Consider the following 23752-nt stretch of genomic DNA (forward strand, 5'->3'; position numbering starts at 1 on the left):
GGCCCCGACGCCGACCGCCAAGCCGACGCCGACGCCGACCGTCACGCCCCTGGCGACCCCGCCCCCCACTCCCCCACCCCCCTCCCTCCCCCCCCCCCCGCTGCCCGGGTCGCGGCGGAGGCCGCCCGGGACGCCGCGGCACGCGAGGCGGGCGCGGTGCACGCGGCCCGGCAGGGTCAGGCGCAGGCGCGCGAGCTGGGGGCGACGCTCGCCTCGGTCGCCCCACGCGACGCCGCCGCGCAGGCGGTGCTCGACGCGTCCGCGGGCAGGGTGGCCGACGACGCCGTCCGCGCCGCGCTGCAGTCGGCGCTCGACGCGTTGCGCGCTCACGTCGCGGCCGCCGAGCAGGGCGCGGTGACGAGCGCGGCACTCCTCGCGGCCGCGGACGCGGTCGACGCCGCGAGCGCATCGGTCGCTGCGGCCCGGGTCGAGTGGGAGGAGGCCGCCGCGCGGGCTCGCGCACCCGACACCCCGACGGCGAGGGCGCGCCCCGCGGCGCCGCCGGCCCCGCCGGAGGATCCCGCTCCCCCGGCCGCCGGCCGCCCGACCGACGCCGCGGGCAACGTCCTGTGGGTCACGTCGGTCCCGACGGCGGACGGCGACGGGTCGAACGGCAACATGGCGATGTCGGCGATGTGCCGGATCCCGTGGGGCACCGACCAGCTCGGCTACGCGCAGTACCTGCGCTGCGACGCCGCGGACGCCCTGACCGAGCTCGAGGCGGCGTTCCGCGCGACGTTCGGGGAGTCGATCGCGATGGACCTCACCTACCGCTCCTACGCGGACCAGGTCGCGATGAAGCAGGCCCTCGGCCCGATCGCCGCGAAGCCCGGCACGTCGAGCCACGGCCTCGGCACCGCGCTCGACGTCCAGGAGTGGCCCGACGTGTACGGCTTCGGGACCGCCCGCTACGACTGGCTCGTCGCGCACGGCCCGGCCTACGGCTGGTACGCCCCCGCGCGCGTGCGCGCCGACGCCGCCTACCCCGAGTACTGGCACTTCGAGTACGGCCCCGGGCGCACGAGCTGACGGCGCGGACCTCCGGCGCACGCGCACGCCGGGTGGCATGGTGGGGCGTGGTGCGACGGACCCGTCGTGCCACGTCGCGACCCCTGCACCCAGGAGGCACCCGACCATGACGGACACCCACCCGTCGACCACCACCGGCCACGGCTCCCCGGCCACCCCGGGCACCTCCACGGCCGCCCCGAGCACCGGGACCGACGACGCGCCGGCCCGCACGCGACCGCTCGAGACGGCCCGCGCGCAGCTCGCGAAGGCCGTCGACATCCTCGGCTACGACGACGGCCTGCACCAGATGCTGGCGACCCCGCGGCGTGAGATCACCGTCGCGATCCCGCTGCGGCGCGACGACGGCACGACCGAGCTGTTCTCCGGCTACCGCGTCCAGCACAACATCTCGCGCGGCCCCGGCAAGGGCGGCCTGCGCTACGCCGCGAGCGTCGACCCCGACGAGGTCCGCGCGCTCGCGATGCTCATGACCTGGAAGTGCGCGGTCGTCGAGCTCCCGTACGGGGGCGCCAAGGGCGGCGTGACGATCGACCCCCGGCGGTACTCGCAGGCCGAGCTCGAGCGGGTCACGCGCCGGTACACGAGCGAGATCATGCCGATGATCGGCCCGGAGCGGGACATCATGGCGCCCGACATCGGGACCGACGAGCGCACGATGGCGTGGGTCATGGACACGTACTCCGTCAACCGCGGCTACACGATCCCGGCGGTCACGACCGGCAAGCCGCTCGCGGTCGGCGGGTCGCTCGGGCGGGCCACCGCGACGTCCCGCGGGGTCGTGCACGCGGCGCGCGCGGCGCTCGCCGAGGCCGGCGTCGGGATGGACGAGGTCACGGTCGCGATCCAGGGCTTCGGCAAGGTCGGCTCCCACGCGACCCGGTTCTTCGCCGAGGGCGGCGCGCGCGTCGTCGCGGTCAGCGACGAGTACGGCGGCGTGCACGACCCGAGCGGTCTCGACGTGCCCGCGCTCCTCGCGCACGTCGCAGCGACCGGATCCGTCACCGGCTTCGCGGACGCCGAGCCGATCGACAACACGTCCCTCCTGGCCCTCGACGTCGACGTGCTCGTGCCCGCCGCGGTCGAGGGCGTGCTCGACGCCCGGACGGCCCCGTCGGTCAAGGCGCGCTGGGTCGTCGAGGCGGCCAACGGCCCGACGACGCAGCGCGGCGACGAGCTGCTCGCCGAGCGCGGCGTGATCGTCGTGCCCGACATCCTCGCGAACGCCGGCGGCGTGGTCGTGTCCTACTTCGAGTGGGTCCAGGCGAACCAGGCGTACTGGTGGACCGAACGCGAGATCGAGGAACGCCTCGAGGGCCGCATGGTCAGCGCGTACGAGGCCGTGGCGCGCGCCGCCCGCGCCGAGGGGCTGTCGCTGCGGGACGCCGCGCTGACGATCGGTGTGCGCCGCGTCGCCGAGGCGCACCAGATCCGCGGGCTGTACCCCTGACGTGCGCCCGCGGGCGGCCGTGACGTGACCCACGTCCGGTCCGCCCGCGGGAAGCCTGCGCGCCGTCCCCGTGTTGCCCCGAGGTGACCACCTCGATCCCGCTCTCCGTCCTCGACCTGTCCCCCGTCGCCGCCGGCGCGTCCTCGCGCGACGCGCTGCTCGCGAGCACCGAGCTCGCCCGGCGCGCCGACGCGCTCGGGTTCGCCCGGTTCTGGGTCGCGGAGCACCACGCGATGCCGGCTGTCGCCTCGACCTCGCCCGCCGTGCTGCTCGCGCACCTCGCGTCCGCGACCGAGCGCATCCGGGTCGGCTCCGGCGGCGTCATGCTGCCCAACCACCCGGCGCTCGTCGTCGCGGAGCAGTTCGCGATGCTCGAGGCCCTGCACCCCGGGCGCATCGACCTCGGCATCGGCCGCGCGCCGGGAGCCGACCCGCGCACGGCGGCCGCGCTGCGCCGCACCGTCGACGGCCTCGGTGCCGAGGACTTCCCCGTCGAGCTCATCGACGTGCTCGCGCTGCTCGGCAGCGGACCCGAGGGCCACCCGCCGTCGGCGCGCGCCGCCCGGCTCACCGCGACGCCGGCGCCGACGTCGGCACCCGAGGCGTGGCTGCTCGGGTCGAGCCTGTTCAGCGCCCAGCTCGCGGCCGAGCTCGGGCTGCCGTTCAGCTACGCGCACCACTTCTCGACGGGCCGGACGCACCAGGCCGCCGCGGCGTACCGCAGCGGGTTCCGGCCGTCGTCGGTGCTCGCGCAGCCGCGCCTCATGGTGTCCGCGTCGGTGATCGTCGCGGACACCGAGGAGGAGGCCCGCTACCTCGCCGGACCGAGCCGCGTCATGGCGCTGAGCCTGCGCAGCCCCCGGCCGCTCGCACCGATCGTGTCGCCCGACGACGCGCAGCGGATGCTCGCCGACCTCGACCCGGGCACCGCGGAGCTCCTCGCGCAGCTGCCGGGCACCCAGATCGCGACGACGCCCGAGCGTGCCGTCGACGAGCTCGCCGCCCTCGTCGCGCGCACGGGCGCCGACGAGCTGCTCCTCACGGCGACGACCCACGACGTGGCGACGCGGATCGCGACGCTCGAGGCGATCGCGCCGCTGTGGGCCGAGGCGGACGTGCGCGCCGAGGTGCCGGCGGCTCGCTGACGCGCGGCGCCCGGTCCTCAGCGCGGGGCGCCGGGCTCCGGCTCGGCGGGTGCGTGCGGCGCGTCCGGGACGCGGGCCACGGGGACGAGCCGTGACTCGCGGCCCTGGGCGTCGGACAGCACCAGCACGACACCCTCGATCCCCGGTGCGGCGCCGCCGTCCGCTCGATCGCCCGTCCGCGCGTCCCCGGGACGGACGTGCGCGGCGCCGGCCGTCGCGTGCTCCGCGCGGACCCGGACGTCCCCGGCGAGCAGCGCGAGCACCGCCTCCTCGCGCTGCGTGTGCTCGGGTGTGCCCGCCATGCGGGTGCTCACGACCGTCCCGAAGCGCAGGACGCCGTCCTCGAGCCGGTACGTCGAGCGGAGGCGGTTGACGCCGCCCGTCCCGTACACCTGCCCGTCGGACTCGAACGTGAGCGCCGGGCGCGAGCGCTCCGGGACGTCACCGAGGGGCTCCCCCGCGACGTCGACGAACTGCCACGGCGCTGCGGTCAGGTGCACGGCTCCGGTCACGTGCCGATCATGGCACGCCACCCCGGCGCCGTCAGGGTCTCGGCGCACCCGTGCGTCGCGCTCGCCGGACCCGTGCGGCGCGCGCTCGGCGCACAGCCGTGCGGCGCGCGCTCCGCTCACTCACTCGCGCGGCTGGCGCTCCGCCCAGTCGGCGAGCAGCACGCGCGGTCCGGTGTAGAACGGCACCTCCTCGCGCACGTGCCGGCGGGCCTGCGTCGCGCGGAGCTCGCGCATGAGGTCGACGATGCGGTGCAGCTCGTCGGCCTCGAAGGCGAGGATCCACTCGTAGTCCCCGAGCGCGAACGCGGCGAGGGTGTTGGCGCGCACGTCGGCGTAGTCCTTGGCGGCGCGCCCGTGCTCGACGAGCATGTCGCGGCGCTCGGCGTCGGGCAGCACGTACCACTCGTACGAGCGCACGAACGGGTACACGCACAGGTAGTCGCGGGGGTCCTCGCCCGCGAGGAAGGCCGGCACGTGCCCGCGGTTGAACTCGGCGGGGCGGTGCAGCGCGACGACCGACCACACGGGCAGCAGGTGCCGGCCGAGCGCGCTCGCACGGAAGCGCTGGTAGGCGCCCTGCACGGCCTCGACCGAGTCGCCGTGCCACCACACCATGAGGTCGGCGTCGGCGCGCAGGCCGGCGACGTCGTACCAGCCGCGCACCACGAGGTCGCCGATCGCGGGGGTCGGGCCCTCGCCCCGCACGGCCGCCTCGCACTCCGCGACGAGGAGCGTGCGCTCGTCGTGGTCCTCGGGCAGCGGCTGCTCGAGGGCGAACACCGAGAACATCGCGTACCGGATCGCTCCGTTGACGGCCTCGGCGACGCCGGGGGCGTGCCCGCCCTCGTGGTGACCGTGCGGCTGGGACGCCGCGTGCGGTCGAGGGTCGGGCGTGCCGGCGTCCGGCGTCGTCGGTCCTGCGCTCATCGCTGCTCTCCTGCGGTCTGCGGGGTGGTGGTGGGGTCGACGGGATCGACGGGGTCCGACCCGCAGGCCGCGGGCACCCCGTTGTCCTCGCCGGCGCGCAGCCGGCAGCACCCGGGCCGGCACACGTCGGGCCAGGCGTCGAGCCCGCCGACGACGAGCCGCTCGACGTCCTCGCCGCGCTCCGCCGCCGCCCGCTCGACGACGAGGTCCACGAGCCCCTCGACGAACGCGGCGCGCACCCCGACCGTGTCCGCGCGCACCGCGGTCACGCCGAGCTCACCGGCCGTCTCGAGCGCCTCGGTGTCGAGGTCGAACGCGACCTCCATGTGGTCCGAGATGAACCCGATCGGGGAGAGCACGACCGAGCGCATGCCCTGCGCCGCGCGCTCCGTGAGCAGGTCGTTGACGTCCGGCTCGAGCCAGGGCTGGCTCGGCGGGCCCGAGCGTGAGCAGAACGCGAGCGTCCAGTCCACGTCGTGCCCGAGGCGCTGCCCGACCTCGGCCGCGACGACCGCACCGACGTCGAGGTGCTGCGTGCGGTAGCTCGGGCGCTGCGCGCCGGACGCCTCCTCCATCGTGTCCGGGATGGAGTGCGTGACGAAGACGAGCGGCGCGGTGGCAGCCGCCTCGGCGGTCGTCGTGCCGGTCCGCGCCGCGAGCGTGGTGTACGCCTCCACGACGGCGTCGACGTTGGCGCGGACGAAGCCGGGGGTGTGGAAGTAGTGGCGCAGCTTGTCGACCACGAGGCCCGCGCTCCCGTCGTCCCCGGTCGGCGTCGTGGCCCCCAGCCCGCGCAGCGTGGTCGCGAGGTTCTCGCGGTACTGCCGGCAGCCCGAGTACGAGCCGTACGCGCTCGTGACGATCGCGAGGACGCGCGTCGCCCCACCGTCGCGCAGCTCCGTCAGGCCCTCGTCGGTGTACGGCTCCCAGTTGCGGTTGCCCCACGTGACCGGGACGTCGATGCCCCGGCGCGCCAACTCGTCGCGCAGCGCGGCGAGCAGGGCGAGGTTCTGCTCGTTGATCGGGCTGCGACCCCCGAAGTGCGCGTAGTGCTCGCCGACCTCGGCGAGGCGCGCGTCGGGGATGTTCTTCCCGCGCGTGACGTTGCGCAGGAACGGCAGGACGTCGTCGGGTCCGTTCGGGCCGCCGAAGGAGAACAGCAGCAGGCCGTCGTAGGGCGCGAGCGAGGTGGGGTTCAGGGTCGAGGGAGCCACCAGAGAATCATCCCACCGCCGCGCGGAGCGGCCCGGTGACGGCGGGTCGGCCCGCGGTGACGTTGTCGCGACGGGCTGTCAGATCCGCGTTTCCACCCGGCCGTCGGGATGCAGACGGGCGCCCGACCTCCTACCGTTCTGGAGGGGATCCCGGGACGTGGGGCGCGTTCCGGGGCGTACGCACCAGGCAGCGCAGACCGGACGAGGGAGCAAGCCGCGTGGACCCGACCCGCCTCGACGCGCTCGTGGGCCATGCCCTGGGCCGTCGCTACCGCATCGACGGAACCCTCGGGCACGGCGGCATGGGCACCGTCTTCGCCGCGACCGACGTGCGCCTGCGCCGCCCCGTCGCGCTCAAGGTCTTCTCGCTCGACGGGGTGCCCGCGCGCGACATCGGCCGGTACGCCGGCGAGGCACGCGTGCTCGCGAGCCTCTCGCACCCCGGGCTCGTCGCCCTGCTCGACGTCGGCGCGGACCAGGGCCCCGAGGGCGAGCCGCTCGCGTACCTCGTCATGGAGCTCGTCGACGGCGTGACGCTGCGCGACCGGCTCGACGCCGGACCCATCGACCCGGTCGAGGTCGCCGACATCGGCCGCCAGCTCGCGGAGGCGCTCGGCCACGCGCACGCGGCCGGGGTGGTGCACCGCGACCTCAAGCCCGCGAACATCCTCCTCGCGCACGAGCCGGTGCTGTCCGGCGAGGCCGAGGCGCCGGCGACGGCGACGAAGCTCGCGGACTTCGGCATCGCGCAGGCGCTGGGCGGCCCCACGTCCGGGGACACCTCCGCCGGCCGCACGCTCGGGACCGCGAGCTACCTGAGCCCGGAGCAGGCGCTCGGCCGGCCGCTCGGTGCCGGGTCGGACGTCTACTCGCTGGGGCTCGTGCTGCTCGAGTGCCTCACCGGCGAGCGCGCGTACCCCGGCGAGGCGCTCTCGAGCTCGCTCGCGCGCCTGCTCGAGTCCCCCGAGGTGCCCGACTCGCTCGGCCCCACGTGGTGCTCGCTCCTGCAGGAGATGACCGCGAGCGACCCGGCGATGCGGCCCAGCACGACGGAGGTCGCCGAGCGCCTGCGCCGCCTGCGCCGCCCCGCGCTGTGGGACCGCGTCGCGGCGCGGCTCGGCTGAGCGCTCAGGCCACCGGGACCGGGCGGCTCGCCAGCTCCGCGGCGATCTGCTGACCCCAGCGGCGGACGGCGTCGAGGTCGCGGTGGTCGCCCTCGCGGGCGCGCGCCCCGGCGATGACCGTGCGCTCGGTGAACGAGAGCTCGCTGCGGTCGAGCCGGCCCGCGAAGCTGCGGTGCGCGAGGGCGCCGACGTCCGCACGCAGCCGGGCGACCTCGTGCGGGGAGTTCGCGGACGCGGCGGGCTGCGTCGCGAGGCCGGACGAGAAGAGCCAGACCGGCCGCTCGCGCAGCTCGTCGCGCAGCCGTACCGCGAGGTCGCGCGCCTCGGGGATCCAGTGCGCGGTGTACACGGCGGAGCCGAGCACCACGGCGTCGTAGCCCTGGAGGCTCCGCACGTCGGCCGGGGAGCGCTCGTCCACCTCGTGCCCAACCTCGGCGAGCGTGCGCGCCACGACGGCGCCGATCTCCCGCGTCGCGCCGTGCCGGGATGCTGCTGTGACCAGGATCTTCACTGCTCTCACCTCTGTCTGCCGCCGGTTCCGGGTGCGCGTGCGTGCGTTCGTGCGTCGGGGTGCTCGGTGGTCCTCCGCGCGGTCCGGGAGGGCGGCGCGCCACCCCTGCCCCCCGCACCCATCGTGCGCGCGCGGGCCGGCGACCTCGTGGGTCGGAGGTCCCCGGGACCTGTGACCCGTGGCCGGCGGTCGGTCCGGCGTTTCGCCCGGAAGGCCCGAGGAGGCATGCTGGGTGCGGCCGCACGTCGTCGATCGGCGCCGTGACGGTCCTCTCGTGCGCACACCGGCGTCGGGAGCCCTCGACCTGGAGCCGTCACGTGCGCCGTCGCCCCGTCCTCGCGAGCACCGTCCTCGCTGCCGCCCTCGTCCTCGCCGGGTGCGGCGCGAGCGAGCCCGAGAGCTCGCTGCCGACCGCGAGCGGTGAGTTCGGCGACAAGCCCGAGATCACCTTCCCCGACGCCGAGCCGCCCGCCGAGCTCACGACCGACGTCATCTCCGAGGGCGACGGCGCGGAGGTCGCCCCGACCGACCTCATCGTCGCCGACTACCTCGGCCAGGTCTGGGACGGCGAGGTGTTCGACAACTCGTACGACGCGAAGGGCGAGGCCGAGCCCACGCCGCTCACGATCCCGCTGAGCCAGCTCGTCCCGGGCTGGGCCAAGGGCCTCGAGGGCGTCAAGGTCGGCAGCCGCGTGATGCTCTCGCTGCCGCCCGAGGAGGGCTACGGCGAGGAGGGCAACGAGCAGGCGGGCATCAAGGGCACGGACACCATCGTCTTCGTGGTCGACGTGCTGAACAGCTACAGCGCCGACGCGAGCGCCCAGGCGGACGCGGTGCCGGACGCCGCCGCGGCGGCCTCGGTCGCCCCCCAGGTCACCGGTGAGCTCGGCAGCGTGGCGACCGTGACCGTGCCGGCCGGGTCGCCCGAGCCGACCGAGGTCGTCACCACGGTGCTCGCGGAGGGCACTGGCGAGCCCGTCGCCGAGGGCCAGCTCATCGCCCAGTACTCGGGTGTCGACTGGACCGGGTCGAGCATCGGCAGCTCGTGGGAGGACAAGACCCCGCAGGCGTTCCCCGTCTCCCCGGACGAGCCGACGTTCGCCGGCCTCGTCGGCGTGCCGCTCGGCAGCCGGGTCCTGCTGCAGATCCCGTCGGCCGAGGCCAGCCCGGCGATCGCGGTCGTGATCGACCTCATCGACCAGCCGTAACCCGTACGGCTCGCGCGAGGGCCCGGTACGCCACGGCGTGCCGGGCCCTCGTGCGTCCGGCGCGACCTGCCCGCGCGCGGCCCGACGGCCGTACGCTGGGCCGATGGAGACGCCGGCGCCGCGCACCACCTACGTCCTGGTCGACGGCGAGAACATCGACGCCACCCTCGGCTCGTCGATCCTCAGCGGCCGACCGACCCCCGAGCAGCGGCCGCGCTGGGAGCGGGTGCTCGACTTCGCGCAGCGCGCGTGGGGCGGCAACGCGAAGGGGCTGTTCTTCCTCAACGCGTCCAACGGCACCATGCCGATGTCCTTCGTGCAGGCCCTCGTCGCGATCGGGTTCCAGCCGATCCCCCTCGCCGGCGAGAGCTACGAGAAGGTGGTCGACATCGGCATCAAGCGCACGCTCACGGCGCTCGCCGAGCGGCCCGGCGACGTGCTCCTCGCGAGCCACGACGGCGACTTCACCCCCGAGATCGAGGCCCTGCTCGGCACCGACCGCCACGTCGGCCTGCTCGCGTTCCGCGAGTTCACGAGCTCGGCGCTCGCGCAGCTCGCCGACCGCGGGCTCGAGGTGTTCGACCTCGAGTCCGACGTCAAGGCGTTCAACGTCCAGCTCCCGCGCCTGCGGATCATCCCGCTCGACGAGTTCGACCCGCTGCGCTACCTCTGACGGGGCCGGTCGACGCAGGCCCGGTTCCTGCCGCCCGCGTCAGCCCGCGAAGACACCGTCGAGGAACGCGCTCATGCGCTCCTCGACCATCGGGCCGGAGCCGGTCGCGAGGATCGCGAGCCCGTGCGCGCCGCCCGGGACCTCGAGGTAGGTCGTGGGGTCGTCGGAGCGGGCGACCCGGCGGGCCGCGGTCGCGTTGTCCGCCGCGCTGCCGATCACCAGGAGAGGGCCCGTGTACGTCGAGTCGGCCGAGGCGGCGGAACCCGCGTCGGACACCGCGGCGGGGCTCAGCGCGAGCACGCCCGCGGGCGCCGGGTCGAGGTCGTCCGCGAGGGCCGCGGACATCGCCGCCCCGACCGAGGAGCCGACGAGCGCGTAGGCGTCGACGCCCTCCGCGAGCAGCACCTCGACGGTGCTCTCCAGCGACGCCACGGGGTGCCCGGACCACGCGAACGACGTCACGGTGTAGCCCTGCGCCGCGTACGCCTCGAGCGTCGGCACCCACTCGCAGTACGTGTCGCCCGACTGCGGGGCGAAGACGAGGCCGTTCGTGCCCTCGCCGAGCGTCACGACGACGACGGGCTCGTCCTCGGGGCCGGTCACGACCGCGCGCGCGTCGTCGGGCACGCAGTCCGGGGTGTCGATCTCGCGGGGGCCGGTGGGTGCGGGCTCGGCGGTGCGATCCGCGGCCGTCCCGCCGTCCCCTCCCCCGCACGCACCGAGGAGGGCCACGAGCGGCAGCACGACGAGGGGGGCGAGGCGGCGGGCCGTCCGGGGTGCGGGCATGCGGCCGTTCTAGGGCCCGGCCGACCGCCGGTCAAGGGCGGTCGGCCCGTGCCGGCACCCGCGTGGCCGAAGGGGCAGCGGACGGTCCCTCCGCGTGGCCCAGGCGCCGTCAGCCGCCGGAGCGCGCCGCGGGCACCTCGAGCCGTGCGCACGCCGCGGCGTACCGGTCGAGCGCGATCGCGGCGAGCCGGTCGTCGGGGGCGAGCGGCGCGCTGACGACGTCGGCGCCGGCCTCGAGCACCCGGTCGTGGAAGAACCCCGGCGCGAGCAGGTACGCGGCGACGACCACGCGCGGGGCCCCGGTGGCCCGCGCCGCCGCGACGGCGTCCGGGACCCGCGGCGTCGCGCCCGCGCCGTAGCCGATGTGCACGGCGCGCCCGAGCCGCTCCGCGAGCCCCGAGCCGATCGCCTCGACCGCCACCGCGGCGGCAGGATCGGTCGAGCCGGCCGCGGCCAGCACCACGGCGTCGCCGTCGCGCAGGCCGGCCTCGGCGAGGCGGTCCGCGAGCAGGTCGACGAGGCGCGGGTCAGGGCCGAGCGGCGAGGCGGCGACGGCCGGGTGCCCCTCGACGGACTCGGCGATGTCGACGCGCACGTGGAAGCCCACCGAGAGCAGGAGCGGCACGACCACGGCGGTCGACCCGTCCGGCTCGACCGCACCCGCGACCACGTCGGGGACCTCGGGCTGCTGCACGTCCACGAACGCCTCGCGCACGTCGAGGTCGGGGCGCCGCCCACGGACGGCGTCGAGGATCGAGCGGATCGCGGCCCGGCCGGCCACGCTGTCGGTGCCGTGCGAGCACCCCACGAGCACCGGCGGCGGTGTGTGCGTCATCGTCCTCCCTCGCTCACGAGCTCGAGCCGGTAGCCGCGCTTGACCACCGTGCGGATCAGGCCCTTGCTGCCGGTCGCCTCCCGGAGACGTGCGACGGCGACCTCGGCGGCGTGCGGGTCCTGCGAGTCCCCGGGCAGCACCGAGAGCAGGTCGGAGCGGGGGACGACGGCGCCGCGCGCCGCGGCGAGCAGCCGCAGCACCTCGAGGCCCGACGGCGAGAGCGGGAGCACCCGGCCGTCGAGCACCGCGGCGCCGCGGTGCACCTGGAGCGGGCCCGCGACCGTGTCGAGCGTCTGCAGCCCGCCGTAGTGCGCGACGAGCGTGCGCACGAGCGACCCGAGCCGCCCGCGGTCCGGGACGATCGGGGTGATCCCTCGCTCGACGAGCGGCTTCGCGGTGACCGGGCCGACCGCCGCGGTGACGACCTGCCCCCGCCCGGCGAGCCGCACGAGCGTCGGGAGGACGCCGGCCTCCTCGGCCGCGGCGAGCCACGCGGCCGCCCCCGGCGCCGACGTGAACACGACCGCGTCGATCTCCCCGGCGGCGACCGCCCGCACCGACGCCGCGAGCGCCTCGGGGTCGGGTGGCGGCCCCCAGCGGTAGACGACGAGGCTGCGGACGTGCGCGCCCGCGACCTCGAACGCGCGGTCGAGCCCGTCGGCCCCCGCGCCGTGGTGCTGCACGGCGACCTTGAGGCCGGCGACGCCCTCGTCGAGCAGCACCTCGGCGATCTCGGCGCTCGTCTCGGACTCCGCGACCCAGTCGGCCTGGAGCCCCGCGGCCTGGATCGCCCCGCGCGCCTTGGGTCCGCGGGCGACGATGCGGGCGTTCCGGAGCACCGCGGTGAGCTGGTCGGCGATCCCCACGGCGTCGGCCGCCTCGATCCAGCCGCGGAAGCCGATGCCGGTCGTCACGACGACGACGTCGGGCGGGTCGGCGATGAGCGCGCGGGTGCCCGCGACCAGCGCGGCGTCGTCCTGGTTGGGGACCATGCTGAGCGCCGGGGCGTGCCGGATCGCGGCACCACGGCGGGCCAGGGCTGCGCCGAGCTCGGCCGACCGGCGGTCCGCGGTCACGAGCACGACGACCCCGGCCATGGTCTGGTCGATGTGGTCGCTCACGAGGTCATTGTGTCCTGGCCGGATGTCGGTCGTGTGTCGGGCCCGTCGTCCGGCGGCGGCGGGGGCACCAGGAGGCCGTCGGCCGCGACCGCGCCGACGACGATGACGGCGGGCGCGCGCACGCCCGCGGACCGGGCCGCGGCGACGATCCCGTCGAGCGGCGCCCGGGTCACCCGCTGCGTGTCGAGCGTGCCGCTCTCGACGATCGCCACGGGCGTCGCCGGGTCGGTGCCGGCGCCGAGCGCGGTGGCGACGAGCTCGTCGAGCATGCTCACGCCCATGAGCACCACGAGGGTCAGCGACGCGTCGCACAGCCCGGCGAGCGCGGCGCGGGAGAGCCCGTCGTGCCCGTTGACGACCTGCACCGAGCCGACGGTCCCGCGGTGCGTGAGCGGGATGCCGGCCGCGGCGGGCACGGCGAACGCGCTGCTCACGCCCGGGACGACGGTCACGGGCACCCCGGCCTCACGGCACGCGAGCACCTCCTCGCCGCCGCGCCCGTACACGAACGGGTCGCCGCCCTTGAGGCGCACGACGAGCTCGCCGCGCTGGGCCCGCTCGACGAGGACCCGGTTGATCTCGTGCTGCGGGACGGCGTGGTTGCCGGGGGTCTTGCCGACGTCGATCACCTCGACGTCCGCGGGCAGCTCGTCGAGCACGGCCGTCGGCCCGAGGCGGTCGGTCACGACGACGTCCGCCTCGGCGAGCGCCTGGCGGGCACGGACGGTCAGCAGGTCGACCGCGCCCGGTCCCCCGCCGACGAGCACGACCCGGCCCTGCCCGGGCACCGGCGCGCGGCGGCGGCGCAGGTCCGCGCCGCCCTGACGGAGGTGGGTCGCGATGGCGTCGCGCACGCCGGCGATCCGGCGGGCGTCCGCGGGTCCGGCGGAGGCCGACGGGGCGGATGCGCCGGACGCACCCGACGGCTCGGCCGCGCTCCCCGCGGACGTCGCGACGACGCCGACGAGCACGTCGCCGAGCCGGGTCGTCGCGGGGGTGCGCGCGGTCCCGCCGGGCGCGTCGCCCGGCGTCACGCAGAAGACCCGGCGCTCCTCGGCCCACCCGGCGACGGCGACGTCGGTGGACCGGTCGCCCGTCGCGGTCTGCACGAGCCACGCGCCGTCGAGGTCCTTCGCGCGGACCTCTCCGGCGCGCCACTCGACGAGCCCCCAGCGGTGCATGTCGAGCAGCGCCTCGCACAGCTGCGGGGCGACCACGAGGACGCGCGGACCCTCGACGAGCAGGTCCTGCACGAGCCGGGCCGCGACCGGTCCCCCGCCCGCGACGACGACGCGCCGGCCGGCGAGCCGCAGCCCGAGCAGCGCGGTCACCCCGCACCCCCGACGGCGACCGAGCCGGCCGCGACGCCGACCTGCACCGAGCCGGCCACGACGCGCACGGGCCACGTCCGCAGGTCGGCGGGCTCCTTGCCGACCGCGTCCAGGCACCGGCCGGTCGTCAGGTCGAACACCTGCTTGTACATCGGCGACGCGACGGTCGGGACGTCCACGCCGTCGACCGACCGCGTGCCCACGATGCCGCGGGACATCACGTACGCGCCGCAGAACGGGTCGAGCTGCTGGACCGCGAGGACGCGGTCGTCGAGCAGCCGGACCAGCGCGACCTGGTCCCCGCCGACGAGCGCCGCCGCACCCCGCTCGGGCGCGAGGTCGTCGAGCCGGCACACGTCCACCCACGCGACGTCCTCCACCACGAGCTCCTCCACCTGAGCAGCGGTCACGAGCGCACCTCCAGAGTCGTCCCCGCGACGAGCACCGCACCGGTGCGCCCGTCGTCGTACCCGTTCTTCTCCTCCGCCGTGGCGGGCCGTGCCTGGCCGCGCTCCGCGACGTACGCGAGCGACGGGTCGGGCGTGGCCGGCGCGTTGACGAACGACGCGAACCGGCGCAGCTTCTCGGGGTCGGCGAGCGTCGCGGCCCACTCGTCCTCGTACGAGTCGACGTGCAGCGCCATCTGGGCGTCGAGGTCCGCGGCGATGCCGAGCGAGTCGTCCATGATCACGGCGCGCACACCCTCGAGGCCGCCCTCGACGTCCTCCATCCACGGCGCCGTGCGCTGCAGCCGGTCCGCGGTCCGCACGTAGTACATGAGGAAGCGGTCGATGGTCCGCACGAGGGTCTCGGTGTCGAGGTCCTCGGCGAGGAGCTGCGCGTGGCGCGGGGTGAACCCGCCGTTGCCACCGACGTAGACGTTCCAGCCCTTGTCCGTGGCGATGACCCCGACGTCCTTGCCCCGCGCCTCGGCGCACTCGCGTGCGCAGCCCGACACGCCGAGCTTGATCTTGTGCGGGGACCGCAGGCCGCGGTACCGCAGCTCGAGCTCGACGGCGAGCGCCACGGAGTCCTGCACCCCGAACCGGCACCAGGTGGACCCGACGCACGACTTCACGGTGCGCAGCGACTTGCCGTACGCGTGCCCGGACTCCATGCCGGCGTCCACGAGGCGCTTCCAGATCGCGGGGAGCTGGTCGATCCGCGCCCCGAACATGTCGATGCGCTGGCCGCCCGTGATCTTCGTGTACAGCCCGAAGTCCTTCGCGACCTGCCCGATCACGAGCAGGCCCTCGGGGGTGATCTCGCCGCCGGCGATGCGCGGGACGACCGAGTAGGAGCCGTCCTTCTGCAGGTTCGCCATGACGTGGTCGTTGGTGTCCTGCAGCGTCGCGCGCTCGCCCTCGAGGACGTGCCCGGGGGCGGTGGTGGAGAGGATCGACGCGACGACGGGCTTGCAGATGTCGCAGCCGCGGGCTCCGGGCCGCGTGCCGAACCGCGCGAGCACGTCGGTGAACGAGCGGAGCTGCGTGACGCGGACGGCGTCGTAGAGCTGGGCCCGGGAGAGGTCGAAGTGCTCGCAGAGCGCCTTGCTGACCGTGATGCCGGACTTCTCGAGCTCCGTGGTGACGAGCTTCTTGACGAGCGGGAGGCACGAGCCGCAGCTCGTCCCGGCGCGCGTGCAGGCCTTCACCGCGCCGAGGTCGGTGCAGCCGTGCTCGGTGACCGCGCCGCGGACGGTGCCCGCGGTGACGTTGTTGCACGAGCAGACCGCGGCGTCGTCGGGCAGCTCGAGCGCCGCACCCCCACCGCCGCCGCCCTCGGGCAGCAGGTACTGGCCCGGGTCGCCGGGCAGCTCGCGGCCGAGCATCGGGCGCAGCGACGCGTACGCGCTGGCGTCCCCGACGAGGACGCCGCCGAGCAGCGTGCGCGCGTCGTCCGACAGCACGAGCTTCTTGTAGACGCCGCCGACCGGGTCGGCCCAGACGATCTCGAGCGCGCCCGGCGTGACCGCGAACGCGTCGCCGAAGCTCGCGACGTCGACCCCGGAGAGCTTGAGCTTGGTCGCGGTGTCCGCGCCGGGGAACGTCGCCGCGCCGCCGAGCAGGCGGTCCACGACGATCTCCGCCATCGCGTACCCGGGGGCGACGAGCCCGATGCAGGCGCCCTGGATGCACGCGACCTCGCCGGCCGCCGAGACGAACGGGTCGGCGGTCCGGCACGCGTCGTCGACCACGACGCCGCCGCGCGGGCCGACCTCGAGGCCCGCGGCCCGGCCGAGCTCGTCGCGCGGGGTGACGCCGGTCGCGACCACGACGACGTCGACGTCGAGCCGGCCGCCGTCCGCGAAGTCGAGGCGCCCGACCGTGCCCCGGCGGTTCGTGCGCATGCGGGTCGTCGCCGTGTTGAGCCGCACGCCGACGCCCAGGGAGTTGATGAGCCGGCGCAGCGCCTCACCCCCGCCGAGGTCGATCTGCGCCGACATGAGGTGCGTGCCGAACTGCACGACGGTGCTCTGCGCGCCGAGCGCCTGGAGCGCGCCCGCCGCCTCGAGCCCGAGCAGCCCGCCACCGATGACCGCGCCCCGGACCGGTCGGTTCCACCGCTCGCGCTGCTCCTCGACCCAGCCGCGCAGCTCCGCGACGTCGTCGACGGTGCGGTACACGAAGACGCCCGGCAGGTCGTTGCCCTCGATGGGCGGCATCGCGGCCTTCGAGCCGGTCGCCAGCACCAGGTGGTCGTAGTGCTCGACGCGCCCCGACGCGCTCGTGACGGTGCGCGCCTCGCGGTCGATCGCCGTGACGGCGTCGCCGCGCACGAGGCGCACGAGGGGGTCGGCCCACAGCTCGGGCGTGCCGAGCGCGAGGTCCTCGGGGTCCCGGCCGGAGAAGTAGGAGGTCAGGGCGACGCGGTCGTACGGCGCTCGCGGCTCCTCGGCGAGCACGGTGACGCGCCACTCCCCCGCGGCGTCCCGGTCCCGCATCGCCTCGACGAGCCGCTGCGCGACCATGCCACCGCCGACGACGACGAGGTGCTTCGGCGTGCGCTCGCCGACCACGGCGTCCGCCGGCTGCTCGGCCGGGGCCGTCGCCGCGTCGGTCGCGGGTCGGGGCTCCTCGGGCGTGAGGTCCGTCGGGTCGGTCGAGTCCATGTGCGTCTCCAGGGTGGGTCCGGCCGGGGCGTGCCCCCACGCTAGGAACCCCGTGTTTCCGCCAGGGGGCGCGCCCCGTTACCCCCGGGGAACGGTCTGCGCACAGCCCGGCCCGCCCGCGTGTGAGTTCGCCGCGCCGGCCGGGAGGTGCTGCGGAGCGGGCGCGCAGGGCATCCTGGGCCCATGACAGCCGTGGTCGCGCTCCTGCGCGGGGTCAACGTCGGGGGCCACCGCAAGGTCCCCATGGCCCGCCTGCGCGCGGTCGCCGAGGGGCTCGGCCACGAGCAGGTCAAGACCCACCTGAACAGCGGCAACGTGGTGCTCGTCGCGCCCGACGACGCGGCGCCCGAGCGGATCGCCGGCGACCTGGCCGCAGGGCTGCGCGAGGACCTGGGGTTCGACGTCGACGTGGTCGTCCGCACCCGCGCCGAGCTCGACGCCGCCGTCGCCGCCAACCCGTTCCCCGACGCCGCGGCCGAGGACCCCGGGCGCGTGCTCGTCATGTTCTTCGCCGCGGACCTCGACCCCGACCCGGCGTTCGACGCGGCTGCGCTCGGCAACGAGCGGGTCGTGTGGGCGGGCCGCGAGGCGTACGTGCACTACCCCGACGGCCTCGGCCGCTCGCGCCTGGCGCCTGACGTGCTCACCCGCGCCGCGCGCCAGGCCGGCACGGGCCGCAACTGGCGGACGGTGCTCGCGCTGCAGGGCCTGCTCGTCGAGCGCGACTGACCGGACGCGTCCGGCCTACCCGAGGTCGTCGAGCACCTCCCACGGCGCGACCGGGCCGGGGACCACGACGAGCATCGGGTGCGGGTCGGGGACCGTGACGTCCGCCCACCGCGCGAGGACGTCGGGGCTGCGCGCCTCGAGCTTGGCGCGCAGATGACCCCACTCGTGCGCGAGCTGCCCGTCGGTCACCTCGACGTGCAGGTGCGGGTCGGGCGGGTGCAGCACCTTCGACCGGTCGAAGACGTAGCCCCGCGCGGCAGCCTCGTCGGCGATGCCGTGCAGGAACGTGGTGATCGCCTGGCCGGGGTCGCGCGGCTCCGGCGCAGCAGCCGGCTCGGGGTCCCGCACGTACGGTGTCCCGGGGACGCGCGCCGCACGCCCCGGCACCGGGGGCGGCGGCCACCCGGGCGGCGCGAAGCGCACGAGCTGGGGGTGGTTGCGGTACCCCCGCGTCGTGCCGGTGAGCACCTTCTGCGCGAGCAGCGCCTCGCGCCACGCCGCCGTGAGACCCGGGCGGTCCAGGTAGCGCGCGTGGAGCGACCAGAGCCTCACGACCACGTCCTCGGGGTGCCCGGCCGGCAGCGGCGGGTCGCGACGACGGTCGGCATGCCGGGCTCCTCGGGCCAGGGGGCAGGGTCGCCCTCACGCTAGGTGAGCCCGGCCGGGCCCGCGCGCCGGGCGTCGCTAGCGTGGGGCCATGACCACCGTGTTCACGCAGATCATCGAGGGCGCCATCCCGGGCCGGTTCGTGTGGGCCGACGACGTGTGCGTCGCCTTCTCGACCATCGCCCCCCTCACCGACGGGCACGTGCTCGTGGTCCCCCGCGCCGAGCTCGCGCAGCTCACCGAGGCACCCGACGGCGTCGTCGCTCACCTCGCGGTCGTCGCGAAGACGATCGGCGTCGCGCAGCAGACCGCGTGGGGGGCGCCTCGGGCGGCCCTGCTCGTCGCGGGCTTCGAGGTCGCGCACCTGCACCTGCACGTCCTGCCCGCGTGGGACGAGTCGAGCCTGACGTTCGCGAACGCACGCTCCGACGTGCCGGGCGACGAGCTCGACGCCGCGGCGGAGCGGCTGCGGACGGCGCTGCGGGACGCCGGGAACGGCGCGCACGTCCCGGCGACGCTCACGTCGCCCGCGCTCACGGTCTGACGCGACCGCCGGACACGGGTCCGACGCACCCCGGGCTACTGGTCCGGCGTGCCGCGATCCGGAGGCGTGGGACCGCTCGGCGGCGTGGGACGGCTCGGTGGTGTGGCGCGGCCCCGCAGCGGGCGGCGGCTCGGGGCCGTGCGTGCGCGGAGGCAGTAGGCGGCGATCCGCCGCACGTGGGGGTCGGCGTCCTCGGCCAGGGCCGTGAGCAGCTCCTCGGCGGCGGTGCCGTCGAGCTCCGCGAGCGCCTGCGTGAGACGTGCGCGCGCCGCGGACGGAGCCCCGGGCCGCCGGAGCTCGTCCTCGACCGCCCGGGCGATCCGGTCGGCGCTGCGGTGCCGCCCGGCGAGCGCGCCGAGGACCTCCGCCGCCTCGACGTCGTCGTCACCGCGGACCACCATGCGGACCAGCTCGGGGACGGACACCTCGTCGCCGCGCGCGCCCAGGCCGAGCGCCGCGCGACCGCGCACGTCCTCGTCGTGGTGGTCGAGCGCCCGGGTCAGCGCGGCCGCCGCCTCGTCGGTCGGGACGCGCACGAGCGCACGCACCGCCCGCCGCCGGACGTCCCGGTCGGGCGCGTCGAGCGCGGCCACGAGGACGTGCACCGCGTCGTCCTCGTGCCGGCCGAGCGCCCACTGCAGCGCGCCCGCGACGTTGGCGTCGTCCTCCCCGAGGAGTGCCTCGGCGAGCGACGCCGCGGGGACGCGCGCCACGCCGGGAGCGGTGAGCAGGAGCTGCTGGCGGTGCGCCGGCTGCCCGTGGTCGAGCCCGCGCAGCAGCGCGACCAGGCCCAGCACGTCGGTCCACGCGGCGGGCTCGCTCGCCCGCACCTCGCGCAGCCGCGCCAGCAGCTCCTGCTCGCGCGCGACCCGCTCCCGCGTCGAGGCGATCAGACGGTCGACGAGGGCCGACGGCGCGAACGTCGGGTCGTCGAGCGCGCTGCGCACGTCGCCCAGCGGCAGCCCGAGCGAGCGCAGCGACTCGACCTGGAACAGCCGGCGCAGGTCGTCAGTCGCGTACGCGCGGTAGCCGCCCGAGGTGCGCCCGCTCGGCGACACGAGGCCGATCGCGTCGTAGTGGCGCAGCATGCGGGTGCTGATCCCCGCGTGCTGTGCCACGTCACCGATCAGCACGCTCGCCCCGCCCCGGCGTGGGGGGTGGCGACCCCGGGACCGGCCCCGGCGCGTCGCCGGCGGCGAGCGGACCTGGCGCGTCGGCGAGCACGGTCGGCGCAGGCGCGTCGGCGGGTCCGGGCGCGTCGTCGGGTCCAGGCGCGCCGTCGGGCACGGTCGGCGCGGGCGCGTCGTCGGGCACGGTCGGCGCGCGCGCGTCGGCGAGCACGGACGGCGCGGCGGCGAGGGCGGCGACGCGCTGCGCCTCGGCCACCGCCACCCCGAAGTCGGCGTCGGGGTCATCGAGCAGGTGTCGCGTCGCGAGCGCATGCGTGCGGACGGCCTCGTCGTCGGCGTGCCGCCGCTCCTCCAGCGGCGCGAGGCACGCGTCGCCGAGCGCGGCGATCGCGCGGCTCAGGCTCCGCTGCGTCTCACCGTCCCCGCGCCCCAGCTCGGCGCACAGCGCCTCGGCCAGCTCCGCCTCCCGGCCCGCGGGGACGAGGCCGACCGCGGTACGCCACGCGGTGCGGGCGACGTCCTCGTCGGGGTTGTGCAGCACGTCCGTCGAGATCGCGTCCCACCCGCGGGCGTCGCCGATCTTCGACAGGGTGTGCAGCGCCTGGCTCCGCGCCTGGCGGGTGCCGGCCCGCACCTCGTGGAGCAGGAGCGGGACGGTCGTGGCCGCCGGGTGCCGGGTGAGCGCCCACGTGAGCATGTCGCGCACGAAGAAGTCGGGCTCGACCGCGCAGCGCTCGACGAGCAGCGCGACGAGGCCCGGTTCGGGGTGGGTCCCTGCAGCGAGCGCGGCCTGGAGCCGTACGGACGACGACCCGGCGGCCAGGGCGCGGGCGAGGCGGGGGCTGGGGCGGGTGCTGGGGCGGGTGTCGGCGCGGGTGTCCGATCCGGGGACCGGGCGAGCGTCCGGGTGGGTCAGCGGGTGCGACGTCATGGTGGGACCTCCTGCGTCGAGTCCACACCTTCACACAGTGTCAAGGTCAAGCGCCGGGCCGCCGACGCCCCGGAGGTCTGCCCGCGACGCTGACTGCGCGCCCCGCCCACCGCGCGCCGCGGCGCCGCACCTCGATCAGATCGCCGGGTCGTCGTCGCCGTACGGCGGGATGCGCAGCACGCGTGCGTCGGCGGCGACGATCCGCTCCGCGACCGCCCGGAGCTGCCCGGGGGTGTCCGCGCCCGCGCGCACGAACCGGCCCGAGAGGTCGTCGAGCCCGCCGGACGCGAGCGCGAGCAGCAGCTCGGCCACCGTCTCGACCGGCGTCCACTCGGTGCGGTCGTCGTGCGCCGGCATGCCCTGCGTCATGTCGGTCACGACGACGCCCGGCGCGAGGTCGAAGATCCGCAGCCCGGCCGCGCGGTGCTGGTGGTCGAGCAGCCGCGTGAACCTCGCGAGCGCGCCCTTGCTGATCCCGTAGCCCGTGTACGTGCCGGTCGCCCGGTGCCCCGCGCCCGAGTTGAGGTTGACGACCCGGCCACCGCCCCGCGCGAGCATCCCGGGCAGGACCGCGTGCGTGACGAGCAGCGGCCCCCGCACGTTCGCCTCGACGACGCGCCACATGTCCTCGGGGTCGTCGTCGGCGAACGGCACCTCGGCGTTCTCGATCACGCCGGCGTTGTTCACGAGCAGACCGATCCCGCCGAGCGGCGCGAACGCCTCCTCGACGGTCGCCACCACGTCCGCGACCTGCGTGGCGTCGACCAGGTCGCCGGCGGCCACGACGACCCGCTCGGGCGGGAGGCCCGCGTCCCGGCACTCCTGGGCGACCGCCTCGAGGTGGGCGCGCGTGCGGCCGACGAGGGCCACGGCCCAGCCCGCGCGCGCGAGCCCGAGCGCCAGCCCCCGGCCGATCCCGCGACCAGCCCCCGTGACGAGCGCGGTCCTCGGGACGGGCAACGGGGCGGCGTCGGTCGGGGCGGAGGGTGCGGCGGGAGCGGTCGTCATCCCCGTCACGGTACCGGCGGGGCGCGGGACGGTCGCGGCACCGGCAGGGCACCGGACGGACGGCAGCGCCCGCAGCGCACCCAGCACCCGCAGCGCCCGCAGCCCTCGCCGCCGGGAGCAGCCGCGTCTGCCGGCCGGTCGGCGCGCGTCGCCGCATACTCGGACCATGCCTCGCACCCGGTTCGCCGCGCTCGCCGGTCTCGCCGCCGGGGCGGTGACGCTCGGCGTCGCTGCGCTCACCGCCGCGCTGGTCTCCGCGAGCGCGGACCCGCTCGTCGCCGTCGGCGCCACGTTCGTCGACGCGACCCCCGGGTGGCTCAAGGACCTCGCGATCGCGGCGTTCGGGACCGCCGACAAGCTCGCGCTCACCGTCGGCAGCGTCGTCGTGCTCGCGGTCCTCGCCGCGCTCGCGGGGGTGCTCGCTGCGCGGCGGTGGGCGTTCGGTGCGGCGCTCGTCGTGCTCCTCGGGGCCGCCGGCGCGCTGGCCGCGGCGTCCCGCCCCGACGCCGGGCTGCTGGCACCGCTCCCGAGCCTGGTCGGTGCGCTGGCGGGGCTGCTCGTGCTGCGGTGGCTCGTGGACCGTCTGCCCGGACGCGCCCGCGTGGCGGGCGCACCGCCGGCGGGCGCGCGTCCGGTGGACGAGCCTTCGGCCGGGGCGCCGCCGGCGAGTGAGCGCAGGGACGCGACGGGATCGGCGGCACCGGCGGGGTCGGCGGACCGGCGCTCCTTCCTCCGCCTCACCGGCGCCCTCGCCGTCGGCGGGGCGCTCGCGGTCGTCGCGGGCCGCACGCTCGGAGCCGGGCGCCGCGCCGTCGAGGCGGTCCGCGAGACGCTGCGGCTCCCCACCGCGGCCCGGACCGCCGCGCTCCCGGCAGGCGTGGACTCGGGCGTGCCCGGGGTCGACCCGTGGGTCACCCGCAACAGCGCGTTCTACCGGATCGACACCGCGCTCACCGTCCCCCGCGTCGACCCCACGACGTGGGCGCTGCGGGTGCACGGTCTCGTCGAGCGGGAGGTCACGCTGACGTTCGACGAGCTGCTGGGCTCGGACCTCGTCGAGGCGTGGGTCACGCTCGCGTGCGTGTCGAACGAGGTCGGCGGGGACCTCGTCGGCAACGCGCGGTGGCTCGGGCTGCCCGTGCGCGAGCTGCTGGAGCGCGCCGGTCCCCTGCCGGACGCCGACATGGTGCTCTCGACGAGCGCCGACGGGTTCACCGCCTCCACGCCGATCGAGGCCCTGACCGACGACCGGGACGCCCTGCTGGCCGTCGGGATGAACGGCGAGCCGCTGCCCGTCGAGCACGGCTTCCCCGTCCGCATGGTGGTGCCGGGCCTCTACGGGTACGTGTCGGCGACGAAGTGGGTCGTCGACCTCGAGGTCACGCGGTTCGCTGACGCGGAGGCGTACTGGACGGTGCGCGGCTGGTCGGAGCACGGTCCGGTCAAGACCCAGTCGCGCATCGAGGTGCCGCGCCACGCGACGCAGGTCGCCGCCGGCCGGACCGTGGTCGCGGGCACCGCCTGGGCGCAGCACCGGGGCGTCGAGGGCGTCGAGGTCCGCGTCGACGAGGGTCCGTGGGAACGTGCGACGCTCGCGGCGGACGGCGGGATCGACTCGTGGCGGCAGTGGACGCACGCGTGGGACGCCACGCCCGGCGACCACGAGCTGCAGGTGCGTGCGAGCGACCCGGACGGCCCGCAGACCGCGGACGTCGCGCGGGTCGTCCCCGACGGCGCGACCGGGTACCACACCGTGCGCGTCAAGGTCACCGACGCCTGAGCCGCCCCCGGGGCATATCCCCGTCGTGGCGCGCGTTGCGCCGACG

General features: G+C 76.5%; 23 protein-coding genes. 9 read left to right on the top strand and 14 right to left on the bottom strand.

All coding sequences use genetic code 11. The features are described from left to right. The 3 genes from ACWFNE_RS03780 to ACWFNE_RS03790 all read left to right on the top strand — a co-directional run. Nucleotides 1–1029: M15 family metallopeptidase (locus tag ACWFNE_RS03780; protein ID WP_452121134.1), on the top strand; the 1029-nt coding region annotated here is incomplete at its 5' end. Nucleotides 1030–1135: 106 nt separating this feature from the next. Further along, nucleotides 1136–2479 carry a Glu/Leu/Phe/Val family dehydrogenase gene (locus ACWFNE_RS03785; protein WP_452121135.1) on the top strand — a complete coding sequence of 448 codons (1344 nt, stop codon included), beginning with the start codon at nucleotides 1136–1138 and terminating at the stop codon, nucleotides 2477–2479. Nucleotides 2480–2562: 83 nt separating this feature from the next. After that, complete coding sequence (locus tag ACWFNE_RS03790) at nucleotides 2563–3624, top strand: LLM class flavin-dependent oxidoreductase (protein WP_452121136.1); 1062 nt, start codon at nucleotides 2563–2565, stop codon at nucleotides 3622–3624. Between the two features lie 17 nt (nucleotides 3625–3641). Here ACWFNE_RS03790 and ACWFNE_RS03795 read toward each other — a convergent pair whose 3' ends face one another. From ACWFNE_RS03795 to ACWFNE_RS03805, 3 genes are all read right to left on the bottom strand, one after another. Next, nucleotides 3642–4136, bottom strand: coding sequence for an META domain-containing protein (locus ACWFNE_RS03795; protein WP_452121137.1), 495 nt, complete (start codon nucleotides 4134–4136; stop codon nucleotides 3642–3644). A gap of 120 nt (nucleotides 4137–4256) precedes the next feature. Continuing rightward, nucleotides 4257–4925 carry a hydrogen peroxide-dependent heme synthase gene (hemQ, locus tag ACWFNE_RS03800; protein ID WP_452121564.1) on the bottom strand — a complete coding sequence of 223 codons (669 nt, stop codon included), beginning with the start codon at nucleotides 4923–4925 and terminating at the stop codon, nucleotides 4257–4259. 134 nt (nucleotides 4926–5059) lie between these two features. Continuing rightward, nucleotides 5060–6277 (bottom strand): ferrochelatase, encoded by a 1218-nt coding sequence (locus ACWFNE_RS03805; protein ID WP_452121138.1) that lies wholly within the window; start codon nucleotides 6275–6277, stop codon nucleotides 5060–5062. A gap of 218 nt (nucleotides 6278–6495) precedes the next feature. On the opposite strand from ACWFNE_RS03805, the gene ACWFNE_RS03810 reads away from it, so the two are divergent. Next, nucleotides 6496–7401, top strand: coding sequence for a serine/threonine-protein kinase (locus tag ACWFNE_RS03810; RefSeq protein WP_452121139.1), 906 nt, complete (start codon nucleotides 6496–6498; stop codon nucleotides 7399–7401). 4 nt (nucleotides 7402–7405) lie between these two features. Here the strand turns inward: ACWFNE_RS03810 and ACWFNE_RS03815 are convergent, their stop codons facing one another. Then, the gene (locus tag ACWFNE_RS03815; protein WP_452121140.1) at nucleotides 7406–7912 is read right to left on the bottom strand and encodes a flavodoxin domain-containing protein; all 507 of its coding nucleotides are present in this window, start codon (nucleotides 7910–7912) and stop codon (nucleotides 7406–7408) included. Nucleotides 7913–8229: 317 nt separating this feature from the next. Between ACWFNE_RS03815 and ACWFNE_RS03820 the strand changes: the two genes are divergently transcribed. Together ACWFNE_RS03820 and ACWFNE_RS03825 are read left to right on the top strand one after the other, a co-directional pair. Further along, on the top strand, nucleotides 8230–9120 hold the full coding sequence (locus tag ACWFNE_RS03820) for an FKBP-type peptidyl-prolyl cis-trans isomerase (protein ID WP_452121141.1): 891 nt from the start codon (nucleotides 8230–8232) through the stop codon (nucleotides 9118–9120). A gap of 103 nt (nucleotides 9121–9223) precedes the next feature. After that, nucleotides 9224–9793, top strand: a complete 570-nt coding sequence (locus tag ACWFNE_RS03825) for an NYN domain-containing protein (RefSeq protein ID WP_452121142.1) — start codon at nucleotides 9224–9226, stop codon at nucleotides 9791–9793. A gap of 39 nt (nucleotides 9794–9832) precedes the next feature. Here the strand turns inward: ACWFNE_RS03825 and ACWFNE_RS03830 are convergent, their stop codons facing one another. The 6 genes from ACWFNE_RS03830 to nirB form a co-directional block, all read right to left on the bottom strand. Further along, the gene (locus ACWFNE_RS03830) at nucleotides 9833–10579 is read right to left on the bottom strand and encodes an alpha/beta hydrolase (protein ID WP_452121143.1); all 747 of its coding nucleotides are present in this window, start codon (nucleotides 10577–10579) and stop codon (nucleotides 9833–9835) included. Between the two features lie 109 nt (nucleotides 10580–10688). After that, the gene (locus ACWFNE_RS03835) at nucleotides 10689–11414 is read right to left on the bottom strand and encodes a sirohydrochlorin chelatase (protein ID WP_452121144.1); all 726 of its coding nucleotides are present in this window, start codon (nucleotides 11412–11414) and stop codon (nucleotides 10689–10691) included. Continuing rightward, nucleotides 11411–12511 (bottom strand): uroporphyrinogen-III synthase, encoded by a 1101-nt coding sequence (locus tag ACWFNE_RS03840; RefSeq protein WP_452121565.1) that lies wholly within the window; start codon nucleotides 12509–12511, stop codon nucleotides 11411–11413. Before ACWFNE_RS03840 ends, ACWFNE_RS03835 begins: the two co-directional genes overlap by 4 nt. A gap of 20 nt (nucleotides 12512–12531) precedes the next feature. After that, nucleotides 12532–13866, bottom strand: coding sequence for a uroporphyrinogen-III C-methyltransferase (gene cobA / locus ACWFNE_RS03845; protein WP_452121145.1), 1335 nt, complete (start codon nucleotides 13864–13866; stop codon nucleotides 12532–12534). Continuing rightward, nucleotides 13863–14276, bottom strand: a complete 414-nt coding sequence (gene nirD / locus ACWFNE_RS03850) for a nitrite reductase small subunit NirD (RefSeq protein WP_452121146.1) — start codon at nucleotides 14274–14276, stop codon at nucleotides 13863–13865. Before nirD ends, cobA begins: the two co-directional genes overlap by 4 nt. Then, entirely contained in the window at nucleotides 14273–16978 is a 2706-nt protein-coding gene (gene nirB / locus ACWFNE_RS03855) for a nitrite reductase large subunit NirB (protein WP_452121147.1), read from the bottom strand. The genes nirD and nirB overlap by 4 nt, the downstream gene beginning before the upstream one ends. A gap of 183 nt (nucleotides 16979–17161) precedes the next feature. Between nirB and ACWFNE_RS03860 the strand changes: the two genes are divergently transcribed. After that, complete coding sequence (locus ACWFNE_RS03860; protein ID WP_452121148.1) at nucleotides 17162–17707, top strand: DUF1697 domain-containing protein; 546 nt, start codon at nucleotides 17162–17164, stop codon at nucleotides 17705–17707. A gap of 15 nt (nucleotides 17708–17722) precedes the next feature. Here the strand turns inward: ACWFNE_RS03860 and ACWFNE_RS03865 are convergent, their stop codons facing one another. Continuing rightward, a complete protein-coding gene (locus ACWFNE_RS03865; RefSeq protein ID WP_452121149.1) occupies nucleotides 17723–18259 on the bottom strand; it encodes a pyrimidine dimer DNA glycosylase/endonuclease V in 537 nt (178 codons plus the stop codon). Nucleotides 18260–18404: 145 nt separating this feature from the next. Here ACWFNE_RS03865 and ACWFNE_RS03870 point away from each other — a divergent pair, with 145 nt between their 5' ends. Next, on the top strand, nucleotides 18405–18857 hold the full coding sequence (locus ACWFNE_RS03870) for an HIT family protein (protein ID WP_452121150.1): 453 nt from the start codon (nucleotides 18405–18407) through the stop codon (nucleotides 18855–18857). A gap of 35 nt (nucleotides 18858–18892) precedes the next feature. Here ACWFNE_RS03870 and ACWFNE_RS03875 read toward each other — a convergent pair whose 3' ends face one another. The 3 genes from ACWFNE_RS03875 to ACWFNE_RS03885 form a co-directional block, all read right to left on the bottom strand. Then, nucleotides 18893–19975, bottom strand: a complete 1083-nt coding sequence (locus ACWFNE_RS03875) for a HEAT repeat domain-containing protein (RefSeq protein WP_452121151.1) — start codon at nucleotides 19973–19975, stop codon at nucleotides 18893–18895. A 1-nt stretch (nucleotide 19976) separates the two neighbouring features. Next, the gene (locus ACWFNE_RS03880) at nucleotides 19977–20918 is read right to left on the bottom strand and encodes a HEAT repeat domain-containing protein (RefSeq protein WP_452121152.1); all 942 of its coding nucleotides are present in this window, start codon (nucleotides 20916–20918) and stop codon (nucleotides 19977–19979) included. Nucleotides 20919–21053: 135 nt separating this feature from the next. Continuing rightward, a complete protein-coding gene (locus tag ACWFNE_RS03885) occupies nucleotides 21054–21926 on the bottom strand; it encodes an SDR family NAD(P)-dependent oxidoreductase (RefSeq protein WP_452121153.1) in 873 nt (290 codons plus the stop codon). A 166-nt stretch (nucleotides 21927–22092) separates the two neighbouring features. Here ACWFNE_RS03885 and ACWFNE_RS03890 point away from each other — a divergent pair, with 166 nt between their 5' ends. Continuing rightward, nucleotides 22093–23706, top strand: coding sequence for a molybdopterin-dependent oxidoreductase (locus ACWFNE_RS03890; RefSeq protein WP_452121154.1), 1614 nt, complete (start codon nucleotides 22093–22095; stop codon nucleotides 23704–23706). Nucleotides 23707–23752: the final 46 nt, after the last annotated feature.

The organism is Cellulomonas sp. NPDC055163, assembly GCF_053607065.1.